The sequence below is a fragment of the Candidatus Bandiella numerosa genome (assembly GCF_029981845.1).
GTDB classification, from domain to species: Bacteria; Pseudomonadota; Alphaproteobacteria; order Rickettsiales; family Midichloriaceae; genus Aquirickettsia; species Aquirickettsia numerosa.
The window spans coordinates 1,145,804-1,159,551 of sequence record NZ_CP104164.1; the positions used below are offsets into that span (position 1 = coordinate 1,145,804).

Here is a 13,748-nt window from a genome sequence, read left to right on the forward strand (position 1 = left end):
TGTGGCTTCTAAAGAGAAATTTTACTTTCCTCTCCACGATATAGTCTAATGATGTTATCTTTATGTTTATAAACAATCAACATTAAAGTAAGTATAAGAAAGATAGAGTTACCATAATTTGTATTAGTTATAATAAGAGCGAGAGTTGCTAAAAATAAAGAGGTTAAAGAAGCAACCGATGAAATTTTAAAGCATATAAAAGTTATGATCCAAATTATAGCCATTATCAAACCAACTAATGGATTTAGACCTAGAATGACTCCTAATACTGTTGCCACTCCCTTCCCTCCTTTAAATTTTAACCAGACAGGAAAAATGTGTCCAAGTATACATACAAAACCATAAACTGCTATAAATTTTTGCTCAAAAACCATTGCCATAATAACTGTAACTAAGCCTTTTAGTAAATCAAATATCAATGTTAATGCTCCCAGCAATCTCCCACCTACTCTCAGTGCATTAGTTGCTCCTATGTTTCCTGAGCCAAATTTTCTTATGTCTCCTTTATTAAGTATTTTACTTAATATCAACCCAGATGGAATACTACCAAGTAAATAAGATATTAATAATAAGAAAAAATGAATTTGCATAATGATTAAAAGCTATAATGATTAAGCCACCTTATATCACCATCAAAGAAACTTCTTAGATCTGAAATGTTGTATTTTAACATTGCTAATCTTTCAATGCCTACACCAAATGCAAATCCTTGATACTTTGTTGAGTCGATATTAACATTTTCAAGCACTTTTTTATTGACCATACCACATCCAAGAATCTCTAACCAATCATTGCCTACACCTATTCTTATTTCCTCTTTTTTACTTCTATCGCATTTAATATCAACTTCAAATGAAGGCTCTGTAAAGGGGAAATAACTAGTTCTAAATCTCATGGGAATTTGCTCTGAGTTAAAAAATAGCTTTAAAAATGTTTCTAAACATCCTCTCAAATCTATAACGTTTGATTTTTCATCTACAACTAAACATTCTAATTGATGAAACATCGGTGTATGAGTTGCATCGTGGTCAGACCTATACACCTTACCAATAGAAAATATCTTTAATGGAGGTTTATTTTTTAGCATATGTCTAATCTGAACAGTAGATGTATGAGTTCTTAATAAACTTAGCTTTTTTTCATTATCCAATTCACCAACATTATTTGAGGAATTTTCAATATAAAAAGTGTCATGCATTTGTCTCGCTGGATGATTCTCAGGGATATTAAGTGCTGTAAAATTATTCCATTCATTTTCTATATCATGGCCATCAACATGTTCAAATCCCATTGAATAAAATATGTCTTTAATCAAATTAATGGTATGTGAAATTGGATGTATTTTTCCTCTTCCAAAGCTCCTTCCAGGTAATGTAACATCTATCGATTCCTTTTTCAGCTTTTCATCAAGAATTGCTTCCTCAAGATTTTCCTTAATCTCTTGAATATTACTTTGAATCTCAATTTTTATTTGATTAACTCTGGCACCAAATTCTTTTTTATACTCAGGCAGTATAGTAGCAATTTTTTTGGCTTCATTTGTCATCAAACCATTCTTTCCCAAAAACTTGACTCTAATTTCATCTAAATGTTTTTCATCCTTGATTTCCTTAACCAAGTCCTTAAATTCCTGATATACAAAATCCAGAGTGTCTAACATACTTTTAGATGCCAAAAAAGGTTTTTAAAGATAAATCACTTAGCTATCTTTTTTGTATCTTCTTCTAGGGCTTTTTTAACCTTATCTAATATTGCAGTAAATGCTTCTGCGTTATGGATAGCAAGCTCTGAAAGCATCTTTCTGTTAAGTTCAATTCCGACAAGTTTAATTCCCTTTATAAATTGTGAATATACTAAATTTTGTTCTCTTACAGCAGCATTTATCCTTTGAATCCACAATGCTCTAAAGTCCCTTTTTTTATTTCTTCTATCCCTATAAGCATATTGCAAACCTTTTTCAACTTTTTCTATTGCAACTCTAAAACAGTTTTTTGCTCTGCCTCTATAGCCCTTAGCTAATTTTATTATTTTTTTATGACGAGCCCTTGCTGTGACTCCGCGTTTTACTCTTGACATTCTTTATCTCCACTAAATTAATTAAGCATATGGCATATATTGAGGTATTCTTCTTGCCTCCATTTTAGGCAGAATAGTTGTACCTCGTTGATTTCTGATTTGACGCTTACTGCGCTTCCTCATGTTATGCTGTTTATTAGCTTGTGTGGCAATAACCTTACCACTCGCAGTGAATTTAAAGCGCTTCTTAGCACTTGACTTTGTCTTCATTTTTGGCATTTTATCTCCGATATAAATATTTTTTTGCTTCAAAGGCATGCCGTATATAGCCCTTGATACTAATAATGTGTAGTATTACCCTAAAAATGAGAAAATATCAATAATTAATAACCAACTCTATTACAAATTTTAATATCGTATAGTTAAAAAACAAACAATTGTAACAAATAGCTAATAACTAATAACTTTTAGCGTAATAAGATAATAGTAGGTGGCGTTACGATATTTTACTTTTTCTTATTATCTTTTAAAATCTTCTCATCTAGTTCATGCATCTTATTTTCAAGACCCACCTTTTCTATGATGCCTAATTTATCTCCTATTACTGCAATCCATTTGATAAAGTGATTATTCGTTTCTTCTGCCATCTTCATTTGTTTTTCTGAACTTAATCCCTCTATAGTCTCCAAATTATGATATCTGTCCATTTGTTTAATGAACATCGCCTCCTTATCTCCTAGATTACTTAGTTTTTCTAAGGTTTGCTCCAGTGTTAATTTAATCCACACTCCATCCTCAAACCTTTTATTGGTTAGTCTATCCACTATTTCTGCTATCCTATGGTTAAACTCTTTTTCTATAATCTCCATTGTGCATTCTGAATCTTCAATTGTATCATGGAGCAATGATGCTACTATCACATCCGTTTTGCAATAATGTGTAGCTACCATTTCAGCAACTCTAAGAGGATGCCAATAAAATGGATGCTCCCCTGTTTTTCGCATCTGTCCAGAATGCCACTTTTTAGTAAAGGTGATTGCCTTTTCTATCACCTTCATGTTTAGCTTTATATCTTGCTCTTTACTTAGCGCCTCCAGTTTATTCAGCAATTCTGTACTATATTCGCATTTACTGCTAAATTGTTCATATTCGCCATCTAGCTCATATTTGAAATCCCCTTCTTTTAATGCGGTGTCTTTAGTCCTTGGTTCATCTGGATAGCTATCGTAAGCACCGCTTGCCTTCTCTAGCTTCTTCAAATAATTCAATCCCCATATAAAGCCAATGATTACTGGTGTGAATAGTACCCAGATTCCGTAATACCCAAACCATACTGTAAGTGGAATTAGTCCGTATGATGAGGTTGCAAATCCTAAAGCAAGGGCAACACCAAATGTCGTTGCCATAGTTGTAAACCTCCTAGAAACAGGAAAATGCTTCATCCACCCAACTATGTTAATAAGGTTTGACAAAGCTGGGATATAAATAGCGCATTGTAGAATATATACCGCTATTTCTCCATGTATTGAAACAACTTTCTGCAAATAAAATGGTGCACACAGTAATATGCATGTACCTGCAATAACGCTTGCCTTGATTATTTTAATTGGGTGGAATTTATAACATAGACATGCCATCAAAGCTGAGCCCAAAACTGAATATATAGAAACTATAAAATTATGATTTATTACCTCCTTAGACGTCATGCCTAGCTCACTTTTCATGAAATCACCAAGATAAATATAAGTGCAGTAAAAGCAAACAGGAGTTATTATTATGTTAAAAAATAGTCCCAATAAGGCTTTTTTATCCAATTCCTCATATATTACATAGTTCTTATCCAATTTTTTTTGAACATCCATTCTAAATTTATAATTAACAAACTCACGTGTCTCTCTTAGATTCTTTCTTGCTAATATTCCAATTATTGCAACACCTGCACCAATTAAAAATGCTATTCTCCAACTGAAATCGAAATTAAGCACAAGTGTAGCTACACCTAAAGCAAAAAAACCTCCAGCTCTTGACGCTGTGTCTATTACTCCACCCGCTACATACTTATAGGGTGATTTTAAGGTTTCAGCTAAATAAATACTTGCTCCAATCAACTCACCTGAGGATGAAAACCCTTGCAATATTCTGCATAAAAGTATCACGACTGTTGCCCAGATTCCAATTTCTGCATAAGTTGGAAACATTGCCATAGTCAAGCAAGATCCTGCCATCAAAAATGTTGTGATTAATACTGTATGTTTCCTGCCTATGGCATCCCCAATTCTTCCTATAACATAACCTCCGACTGGCCCTAAGATAAATGTCATGCAAAAGGCAGTTGCCCCCAGTAGCTTTGCGATCATTGGATCTGTTTTTGGAAAGAATAAGTCGTTTAATAGTGTTGATAAGTGTATATATAGCATTAAATCGAAATATTCTAATAATGTACCTATCGAAAGCAGAAAAATAGCCTCTTTTTGCGCTCTTGTAAGTTTTATAGCCATGATTGTATTTTCCCAATAACAAATTTATGGTTTCAAGGTTATTAGTTACTTTTTATTAATTCAAGCTTTTTCTACTTTAAATAAAATATTTGGTGTCAAAAAAATAACAATTTTTTAAAATTCGGTAAAATATACTATACATCATAACTATCACTTGACCTCTTCTATAGCCTGAGCATCATATTCCTTGTCTAGTTCATAATTAAAATTTCCTTCTTCTACGACAGTGTCTTTAGTCCTTGGTTCATCCGGATAACTATCGTAAGTACCGCTTGCTTTCTCTAGCTTCATCAAATAATTCAATGCCCAGATAAAGCCAATGATGATTGGTGCGTATAATACCCAGATTCCATAATAGCCAAACCATGCAGTAAGTGGTATTAGTCCATATGCTGGTAATGAGTACCCTAAAGCGCTGGCAATACCAAATGTCGTTGCAACTACTGTAAATCTTTTAGAAATTGAGAAATATTTAAACCAAGTAATCTCAGTAATTATGGCGTTTAATGTTGGCATATATATTATGCATTGTAAAAAATATATCATTTTTTCCCCTCCATCTAAGTTCACATTATTAAGACAGTAAGGTGCATATATAGTTGCAATGACACCGACAAAACAACTTATACCCACTATTTTGACGGGGTGAAATTTGTAGCATAGATAGGCCATCAAAGCAGAGCCCAAAACTGCATAAATAGAAAATTTAAAATTATGATTTGTAACATCCTCAGCTGTCATTCCTAGATTATCTTTCATAAAGTCTCCTAGGTATATGTATGCTATATAAAATGCACACGGTACAATCAACACAGTTAAAAATAATCCTGCAAGAGCTTTTTTATCAATTTTTTCACAAAACAAATTAGCGCTAACTAGCTGCCTCTGTAACTTCATCCTAGTTTGATAACTTACAAACTCTGGTGTTTCTCTTAGTCTTGTTCTTGCCACCAAACCTATCACTGCAATCCCAGCTCCTATAAAAAAAGCATATCTCCAACTGAAGCCTGAATTAAGTACAAGTGATGCTACTCCTAAAGCTAAAAAACCTCCCATAGTACATGTCGTGTCTATAATTCCACCTGCAACATATCTATTTGGTGATTTTAAGGTTTCGGCTAAATAAATAGATGCCCCTACTATCTCTCCTAAGGTTGAAAACCCTTGCAACATCCTGCATAAAAGAATCGCGATTGTTGCCCATATTCCAACCTCTGCATATGTTGGAAATATTGCTATAGTTAAGCAAGACCCTGCCATCAAAAATGTTGTGATTAATACTGTATGTTTCCTTCCAATTGTATCTCCAATTCTGCCTATAATATAGCCTCCTACTGGTCTAAGCATAAATGTCATGCAAAAAGCAGTGACAGCAAGTAATTTAGCCATAATTGGGTCTGTTTTCGGAAAGAATAAGTCGTTTAGTATCGTTGATAAATGCACATATAGCATTAAATCAAAGTATTCTAATAATGTACCTATTGAAAGTAAGAAAATCGCCTCTTTTTGCACTCTTGTAAGTTTTATAGCCATGATTGTATTTTCAAATCACAAATTTGTGATTCAAAAGCTATTAGTTATTTTTTATTAATTCAAGCTTTTTCTACTTTAAATAAAATATTTAGTGTCAAAAAAAATAACAATTTTTTTAAAATTTGGTAAAATATACTATGCATCATAACTATCACTTGACCTCTTCTATAGCCTGAGCAATTTTATTAAAAGTTAATATTTCGCTTAAGATCAAGCCTTCCTTATTATTTGGTCCATACATAATGTATAGTGGAATTCCATATCTTTCATTTTTTTTTAAAAAATTATAAATCATATTGCTCCTCAATGTATAATCTGCCCTAAAAAGTTTCACATTATTTTTTTCAAAAATTTTATAAATAGTTTTGTGATCTAAAACTAACATCCTATTTAATTTGCAAGTAGCGCACCAGTCTGCAGTAACCTCAACAAATACCAAATTATTCTTTTCAATTTCCTTTTCAATCAATTGTTGCTCAAAATCCCTATACTTACTATCAATTAGTATATCTTCTTTTTTGACAGTAGAATCATATTGTATAACTAAGTTTATTGAAAACAAAAGAAGAACAAAAAGTAAAAAAGTAGCATAATATCTATTGCTGTAGTTGTTAAAATAACCATATGTAAGCATTAAAATTTTTTTGAATATCACAATAAACCCAATAAATATTAGTATCGAACTTAATTCCACCTGATTACTTAAAGTAAATAGAAGCCAAACAACATTAATAACAAAAATTATTGCAAAGAATTTTTTTAATTTAATAGTCCAACTACCTGGTTTAGGGATCCATTTTAACAAATCTTGGTTAACAAAAATTAATATATATGGAATAGACATTCCAAGACCAATGAAAAAATAATACAGCAAAATATACATGTTATTTTGAGTCATTGAATATGCAATAGCGGTGGATAAAAATGGAGCTGTACATGATGTTGATAAAGTAGCAATAAGGAATCCATTAAAATAACTACTCAATGCTTTACTATTTATGTTCATGTTAAGCATATAAGAAGCAAATCGTGAAGGTAAAATGAATTCAAAATCACCCCATAGATTACTAGCCATTATTAGCAATATTATAATTAATAACATTATAAAAACTGGGCTTTGAAAATGCATTCCCCAACCAATATTGATACCAATTGCCTTAAAAATAATTGTCACAATAGCCAATAATATAAAAAAGCTAATTATACCTAATATTGAGTAAAAAATGCTATATCTTAACGCTGCGTAAGAAGAATTTTTTGTTTTAATAAAACTTAAAATTTTCAGGCTCAAAATAGAAAGTACACATGGCATAAAATTTAAAATAAATCCTCCCGCCAATGAAATTAATATATAGAATAAAATTTCTACTATATGTGGCTTTTTATCATGTTCATCCAACTTAGTTGCAAAATACTCCCAAAGCCAAACGATCTTAGTATCGTAAATGCACTTTTTATTGCATGCAGAATATTTTAATTCTAAATAAAGTTTTTTTAAATCGTACTTACTAATTGAATTTAATTTTATTTTTAATAAAACATTATTTGAGAAGATATTACTTACATATTTTTCCCCACTTAAAATTTTTACCTCCTTATTTGAAGGTGGATATGTGATATCGTTATTTATTATTACGTTATTTTTCAGAATTTTTATGTTAAGTGGGATGCCAAAATCAGATTTTTGATTACTGTAAAGCTTCCAATCTCTATCTATATTTATCATCATATCAAACTCTAATACATTATTTTTATATTGAATATTTTGGATATCTATGTCTAATATATTAGATTCTGAGGCATTTAAATTTTGTATCAGTAGAAAAAAGAGTGTGGCAAATATTACTTTTTTATACATGAAACATAACCACATAAGTACTGGATTCAGAAATATATAACACTTTTTTAAAAAAAAATATAAAATTCTTAAAGACTTTTAAAAAATTGTTTGCTATACTGCGCGAGTAACTGAATTGTTATGACCTTGTTTGCTTGTATGATAAGGATTGTAAAAGGATTATACACCCCTCTATGTTATTAGTCATTTTTATTCCCAATATTTGTTATAATCCTTTTACATTATTCAATAGTAAAAATTTACATATTACAATCTTTTTTTTCTAGTAATCAGTAATATAATCTAAAAATTATTGACCAATTAAAATTTATATTCCAATTTTAATAAATAATTTAACTAATTGACTAGTTTATAATGAGTGATGGTTTTAGCAATTATCACTTTAAGTATTTTTGCTATGAAAAAAAATCATTAATAGCATTAAAAAGTTTAAAAAAAACTCATCAAATTAACCTATAATTGGTAAAAAAGGCTACAGAATACACTAAATATTGCTACAATGGACAATTTAGAAATTCTGGTAGAGCTGGAAAATATTTGCAATCAAATACCTTTTAATAAAGCCTAAATCACATCCAAATGCTGCCCAACTTTTTTTAATCAAACTTCATTATCTTTGAAGTATAATGCAAAAAGCCACATCCTTATTACTATTTGCCAAATCTTCGAAAAAAACGAAGTCCTAATTTAGCTTAGAATTTATTTTATTGATAGCTTCATTCATTTGAACCTTGCAAGTAGCAGCATATTCACCAGCAAGCCTCTCAAGCGCATCATTGTAAATAATTTTTTCACTGTAGGATCTTTCTGATTTTTCAATATTGCTATGCAACTCTTTAATTACCTCTGCAATTGCAATTACATCACCTGAATTTATTTTACTTTCATACTGTTGGACTCTCTTACTCCACATACCCTTGTGAAGCTTAATCCTCTTTCCTGAAAGAACATCCAAAGCTTTATCTAGAAATTCACTTGAGCAAAGTGGTCTAAGACCAGCTTTATCCACTCTTGATTTTGGTATCCTTAAAGTCATATCATTACTCTCGAAAGTAATAACATAAACTTTTACTTCAATACCACCGTAAGTATCATTTTCCTCAGCAGATATTTTACCAACTCCATGAGTAGGGTATACTACAGAATCCCCGACTTGAAAACCATATTGTTTAGACATAATAATTAGCTAACCTATTAGTTTTAATAGGTGGTAGCATAACACTTTTAATTCACTAAGTAAAATTTTTCGTTATTTTTTTTAAATTTTTACTACTTTTAGTAGTGCGTTAAATATGTGATTGTCCTTTAATCGGCTATCAATACTATTTTACCAATGTTATTGCCAGATTTTAATAATTGATGTGCTTTCTCGAATTCACTAAGCTTATATACTCTACTAATTATTGGCCTTACCGCTCCATTTACAATATACGGAAGCAAATTTTCACAAGCCCCCTCAAACAGCAATGCTTTTTCCTCAACAACTTTATTGCGCAAAGTAGAGCCAATGATGCTCAGATTTTTCATCAAAATCCTGGCAATATTTATTTTTGATATTTTACCATCCATTACAGCAAATAGAATAAGCTTTCCATATTTACCCAATATACTTAAATTTTGTTCCAAATACTTTCCACCTAAGATGTCTATTATTAAATCCATTTTAAAATGGTTTTTATCTATATCATCTTTAAATTGTTCAAAAGTGAGCGTTACACAGTTTTTAATATTTTCTAAATATTTTAATTTTTTAATATTATTAGAAGTTGTAAAAGTTCTTTTTCCCTCAATTAATGCAAATTGTACCATCATAGAGCAAATGCCACTCGCACCACCATGAATTAAAACATTAGAACAATTTTGAATATCACCTAACTTATATAAATTTAACCATGCAGTAGCCATCGCCTCTGGAATTGCTGCAGCATCAATATATTCGACACCCTCTGGTATCTTATACACCAGCCTTTCATCCACTTCAACCTCCCTACTGTAACCACCAGAACTCAATAAGGCAAATACCCTCTCACCAGTATCAATTCTAACACCTGAAACCTCAAGACCAGGAATTTTATTTCCATCTGGTGCATGATACTTACCTTCTAATTGAAGTACATCTGCTCTGTTAACGCCAATTGCATGTACTTTGATTTTTACTAACACAATAAAATTTATAGAATGACTTGATTCAAAGTAATTAACTTAAAAATTCAAATCAAGCTATATTTTCTAAACTCTCTAAACAAATATTCAATAAGCATTAAGATTATTAAACCATAATAATCAAACAACCCTAATTTAGTACTAATTAAAACATTTATTATAATGGCTATTTCTTTGTTCTGACTTAAATTTAGGATGTTTTTTTGTATTTTAAAATTATATTTGTTAAACACTCCATTACACAGTATTTTAAAATGAATTGACAAAACAGATTAAAAATTATACCTGAGTAATGTCTAATTTTATTTAAATTTATGCCTAAAGGACTAATTATCTACCACAAGAAAGAAAGTGAAATTACTGACTATAGTGTTTTAAGGCTATTGGAAAGCGCTAGATCAAAAAATATTGGTTTGTCGATTCTTACTCCAGAGCAATTTGAGTTAGTTGTAACGCAAAGTGATAGAAATAGCATTTTAGTTGATGATCAACCCACTCTTCTACCGGATTTTATTTTACCAAGAATTGGTTCTGCAACAAGTTTTTATGCTTTATCAGTAATTAGGCAATTAGAACATTTGGGGGTCTATTCTTGTAATTCTGCAAATGCAATAAAAAATGTAAAAGATAAGTTATTAATGCACCAAATTTTAGCTTATAGCAAATTGGCAACACCAAAAACAATGCTTGCAAAATTTCCAGTGGACATATCAGTTGTAAAAAGAGAAATTGGCATCCCATTAATTATAAAAAATGTTACTGGAACTCAAGGCAAAGGAGTATATTTATGTGAATCTGAAGAAAAATTTTCAGATGTTATGGAGCTTATCTACACCAATAATGCAAATGCGAACATTATAATTCAAGAATTTATTGAGACTAGCTATGGAAGAGATTTAAGAGTATTTGTTATTGGCGGCAAAGTAGTTGGCTGTATGCAACGTATTGCAAAATCAGGCTTTAAAGCAAATTTTTCAAAAGGTGCAGATGTGCAACCTTATAAATTAACTTCTGAAGCTGAGTGGATAGCAACTGAGGCATCAAGATTATTAAATCTCGATGTTGCTGGAGTAGACTTACTATTTGGAGAAGATGGAAAATATTTAATTTGTGAGGCAAATTCATCCCCACAATTTCATGGATTAGAAAATGTTGTTGGAAAGAAAATTGCCGATGATATTTTAGATTATGTTTTAGTTAGGATTGGTATGAAATAGTAAATTATATAGATTATAAATTATGTGTAGACTTATTGGATATAGAGGTAAAACAAACATTTTGCTAAGTGAATTAGTGGAAAAACCAGAAAATTCATTGATAAAACAAAGCCTTGAAACTAAATTGGGTAAAAAAGGCATAAATGCTGATGGCTTTGGAATATCGTGGTATAATCAGGACATAGACGACACACCTGGTATTTTTAAATCAACTCAACCTGCGTGGAATGATGGCAATCTAAAACACATATGTAATAAAATTTCATCAAATTGTTTTTTAGGTCATGTTAGAGCTTCTACAGTTGGAGATGTGACAATCAATAATTGTCATCCATTTTCACATCTAAAATATTCTTTTATTCACAATGGTACCATTAAGCATTTTGAAAAAATACGACGCCCTTTGCTTAATGTACTTGATGAAAAATTATTTTATCGAATCAAAGCCCAAACAGATTCTGAACATTTATTTTTCCTAATTATGCATTTTTTATTAAATGATGCAGAACAAAGTTTAGAGCAATCAATTTTGAAAGCATTTAGTTGGGTTATTGAAAATCAACACCAAGAAGATGAAGAGCATTTTTCAAAACTTAATATTATCATCACAGATGGTAACAACATTATAGCAACAAGATTTGCTTCAAAGAACAACGAAGCAATCCCACTTTATTATAATATCAACTATGATAATTGCTCAATTATCATAGCATCAGAAATGCTTTTTAATATTGAATCTACTGATTGGAATTTATTACCACAAAATTCTTACTTAACAGCTGGCGAAATACCTTTAAAAATTCAAGTAAAATCTTTTTGATAAAGTTTTTTTTATAAGAAATTTATATAAAATAACCCTGACCATTAAATTTTAAGCAACAACTATAACTTACATATATTCATTCCAAATAGATTTAGCTTTTTGAAAATTCTCCCTTTGGATTTTAGCTGTGTTGGGTTTATCATTTACATTGATACCAATGTAAATACAACCTCTCACTTCAAGCTACATAAAAGATATTGTATACCATATTGAACTAATTTCAGCTCAGCCGAATGACATTGTATGCAACAAAGCAAAGCCGCAACAAAGTTATAAAAAGGACACACTATTCTTTTTTATTGCTATCTTTTTTATCGGCATTTTGCTCAATTTCTTGATTATTACTTAGGTGTTCTTTTGCTCTTGAAATCAACTCTTTTGCTATTTCCTCATCTAATCCTTCAACTGAAGCAATGGCCATCATGTCTGCATCTGCCAGATTTTCTATACTACTAAAACCTTCTGAGGCTAATAGCTGCGCAAGAATTTCTTCAAGATTTAGTACTTCCATAAACAATTTAGTAATTCTGCCGAATTCTTCTTGCCTTTTACTTGATTCTAATTCCTCAGTGGTTATGTTAATTCTCCACCCAACTAACTCAGATATCAATTTTACATTCTGCCCTCTTCTACCAATGGCTTGGCTTTGATCCTCTTCTGGAACAACTACTTCTATCCTATTTTGATCTTCGTCAATTACAACTTTAGAAACTCTAATAGAGCCTAGTGAATTAACTACATATGTAGCCGGGTCTTCACTCCATTTCACAATATCAATTTTTTCCCCTTTCAATTCCTTAATAATTGATTGAACCCTAATTCCTCGCATCCCAACACATGAGCCAATAGGATCAATAGAGGAATCCGATGAGTAAACTGATATTTTAGTTCTTGAACCAGGATCTCTTGCAATATTTTTTATTTCTATTATCCTATCGTATATTTCTGGAACTTCTTGCTTAAACAATTGCGCTACAAAATCTTTATGAGTTCTAGATAGAATTAATGGAGGTCCATTAGTTTCTTTATCTAATTTTGTAAGGTAGGCTCTAATTCTATCTCCTAATTTATAATAATCTGTCTTTAGAACTTGATCTTTTTTCAATATAGCCTCAACATTACCCAGCTTAATTATGTATCCGTTTGCTTCAATCTTTTCCACTATACCATTAATTATTTCCCCAATTCTATCTTTATATTCTTCGAAAATTTTATCCCTTTCTAACTCTTTTACTTTACTTATAATGACTTGCTTTGCTGAAATAGCATTTAATCTTCCAATCTCTAATGGAGGTAATATTTCTTTAATTATATCTCCCTCGTTTAAATCTGGATTATCTTTTCTTGCCTCTGATAATTCAATCGTCTTAACAATTTCACTGCTAATATCATTAACACCTTTAAAATTGTCTTTTACCACTAATATTTCTCTGTATAACTCTATATTACCTAAATTTCTATTAATTGTAGCTTTTACATTTATATTGGCACCATATTTTCTCTTTGCAGCCATCGCTATCGCATCTTCTAGCGCTTCTATAATGGAATCTTTAGATATACCCTTATCTCTAGCTACTGCATCAGCAACATGAAGTATTTCGTTTCCACCAAAATTTCTATTTCTCATTATTATTAGTACC

The 13,748-nt window shown here is 30.8% G+C and carries 12 protein-coding genes; 2 read left to right on the forward strand and 10 right to left on the reverse strand.

From position 1 onward, the window contains the following. Positions 1-8 precede the first annotated feature (8 nt). From plsY to N3Z17_RS05505, 9 genes are all read right to left on the reverse strand, one after another. On the reverse strand, positions 9-590 hold the full coding sequence (plsY, locus tag N3Z17_RS05465) for a glycerol-3-phosphate 1-O-acyltransferase PlsY (RefSeq protein WP_282471713.1): 582 nt from the start codon (positions 588-590) through the stop codon (positions 9-11). Positions 591-595: 5 nt separating this feature from the next. Continuing rightward, entirely contained in the window at positions 596-1,660 is a 1,065-nt protein-coding gene (gene pheS, locus N3Z17_RS05470; RefSeq protein WP_282471714.1) for a phenylalanine--tRNA ligase subunit alpha, read from the reverse strand. A 35-nt stretch (positions 1,661-1,695) separates the two neighbouring features. Continuing rightward, positions 1,696-2,076 carry a 50S ribosomal protein L20 gene (gene rplT / locus N3Z17_RS05475; protein WP_282471715.1) on the reverse strand — a complete coding sequence of 127 codons (381 nt, stop codon included), beginning with the start codon at positions 2,074-2,076 and terminating at the stop codon, positions 1,696-1,698. A gap of 21 nt (positions 2,077-2,097) precedes the next feature. Next, positions 2,098-2,295 (reverse strand): 50S ribosomal protein L35, encoded by a 198-nt coding sequence (gene rpmI / locus N3Z17_RS05480; protein ID WP_282471716.1) that lies wholly within the window; start codon positions 2,293-2,295, stop codon positions 2,098-2,100. Between the two features lie 227 nt (positions 2,296-2,522). Beyond that, positions 2,523-4,514, reverse strand: a complete 1,992-nt coding sequence (locus N3Z17_RS05485) for an MFS transporter (RefSeq protein WP_282471717.1) — start codon at positions 4,512-4,514, stop codon at positions 2,523-2,525. Positions 4,515-4,664: 150 nt separating this feature from the next. Next, entirely contained in the window at positions 4,665-6,047 is a 1,383-nt protein-coding gene (locus N3Z17_RS05490) for an MFS transporter (protein ID WP_282471718.1), read from the reverse strand. Positions 6,048-6,198: 151 nt separating this feature from the next. Continuing rightward, positions 6,199-7,905 (reverse strand): protein-disulfide reductase DsbD family protein, encoded by a 1,707-nt coding sequence (locus tag N3Z17_RS05495; protein WP_282471719.1) that lies wholly within the window; start codon positions 7,903-7,905, stop codon positions 6,199-6,201. 682 nt (positions 7,906-8,587) lie between these two features. After that, on the reverse strand, positions 8,588-9,082 hold the full coding sequence (locus tag N3Z17_RS05500; protein WP_282471720.1) for a CarD family transcriptional regulator: 495 nt from the start codon (positions 9,080-9,082) through the stop codon (positions 8,588-8,590). Between the two features lie 128 nt (positions 9,083-9,210). Further along, positions 9,211-10,068, reverse strand: coding sequence for a zinc-binding dehydrogenase (locus tag N3Z17_RS05505; protein WP_282471721.1), 858 nt, complete (start codon positions 10,066-10,068; stop codon positions 9,211-9,213). Positions 10,069-10,382: 314 nt separating this feature from the next. On the opposite strand from N3Z17_RS05505, the gene N3Z17_RS05510 reads away from it, so the two are divergent. Beyond that, complete coding sequence (locus tag N3Z17_RS05510; protein WP_282471722.1) at positions 10,383-11,285, forward strand: ATP-grasp domain-containing protein; 903 nt, start codon at positions 10,383-10,385, stop codon at positions 11,283-11,285. Between the two features lie 22 nt (positions 11,286-11,307). Continuing rightward, on the forward strand, positions 11,308-12,105 hold the full coding sequence (locus N3Z17_RS05515) for a class II glutamine amidotransferase (RefSeq protein WP_282471723.1): 798 nt from the start codon (positions 11,308-11,310) through the stop codon (positions 12,103-12,105). Positions 12,106-12,394: 289 nt separating this feature from the next. On the opposite strand, the gene nusA is transcribed toward N3Z17_RS05515, so the two are convergent. Beyond that, positions 12,395-13,735, reverse strand: coding sequence for a transcription termination factor NusA (nusA, locus tag N3Z17_RS05520; protein ID WP_282471724.1), 1,341 nt, complete (start codon positions 13,733-13,735; stop codon positions 12,395-12,397). Positions 13,736-13,748: the final 13 nt, after the last annotated feature.

Coding starts and splice junctions, on each gene's coding strand:
- plsY (WP_282471713.1), bottom strand. CDS start 590: ATGCAAATTCATTTTTTCTTATTATTAATATCTTATTTACTTGGTAGT.
- pheS (WP_282471714.1), bottom strand. CDS start 1,660: ATGTTAGACACTCTGGATTTTGTATATCAGGAATTTAAGGACTTGGTT.
- rplT (WP_282471715.1), bottom strand. CDS start 2,076: ATGTCAAGAGTAAAACGCGGAGTCACAGCAAGGGCTCGTCATAAAAAA.
- rpmI (WP_282471716.1), bottom strand. CDS start 2,295: ATGCCAAAAATGAAGACAAAGTCAAGTGCTAAGAAGCGCTTTAAATTC.
- N3Z17_RS05485 (WP_282471717.1), bottom strand. CDS start 4,514: ATGGCTATAAAACTTACAAGAGCGCAAAAAGAGGCTATTTTTCTGCTT.
- N3Z17_RS05490 (WP_282471718.1), bottom strand. CDS start 6,047: ATGGCTATAAAACTTACAAGAGTGCAAAAAGAGGCGATTTTCTTACTT.
- N3Z17_RS05495 (WP_282471719.1), bottom strand. CDS start 7,905: ATGTATAAAAAAGTAATATTTGCCACACTCTTTTTTCTACTGATACAA.
- N3Z17_RS05500 (WP_282471720.1), bottom strand. CDS start 9,082: ATGTCTAAACAATATGGTTTTCAAGTCGGGGATTCTGTAGTATACCCT.
- N3Z17_RS05510 (WP_282471722.1), top strand. CDS start 10,383: ATGCCTAAAGGACTAATTATCTACCACAAGAAAGAAAGTGAAATTACT.
- N3Z17_RS05515 (WP_282471723.1), top strand. CDS start 11,308: ATGTGTAGACTTATTGGATATAGAGGTAAAACAAACATTTTGCTAAGT.
- nusA (WP_282471724.1), bottom strand. CDS start 13,735: ATGAGAAATAGAAATTTTGGTGGAAACGAAATACTTCATGTTGCTGAT.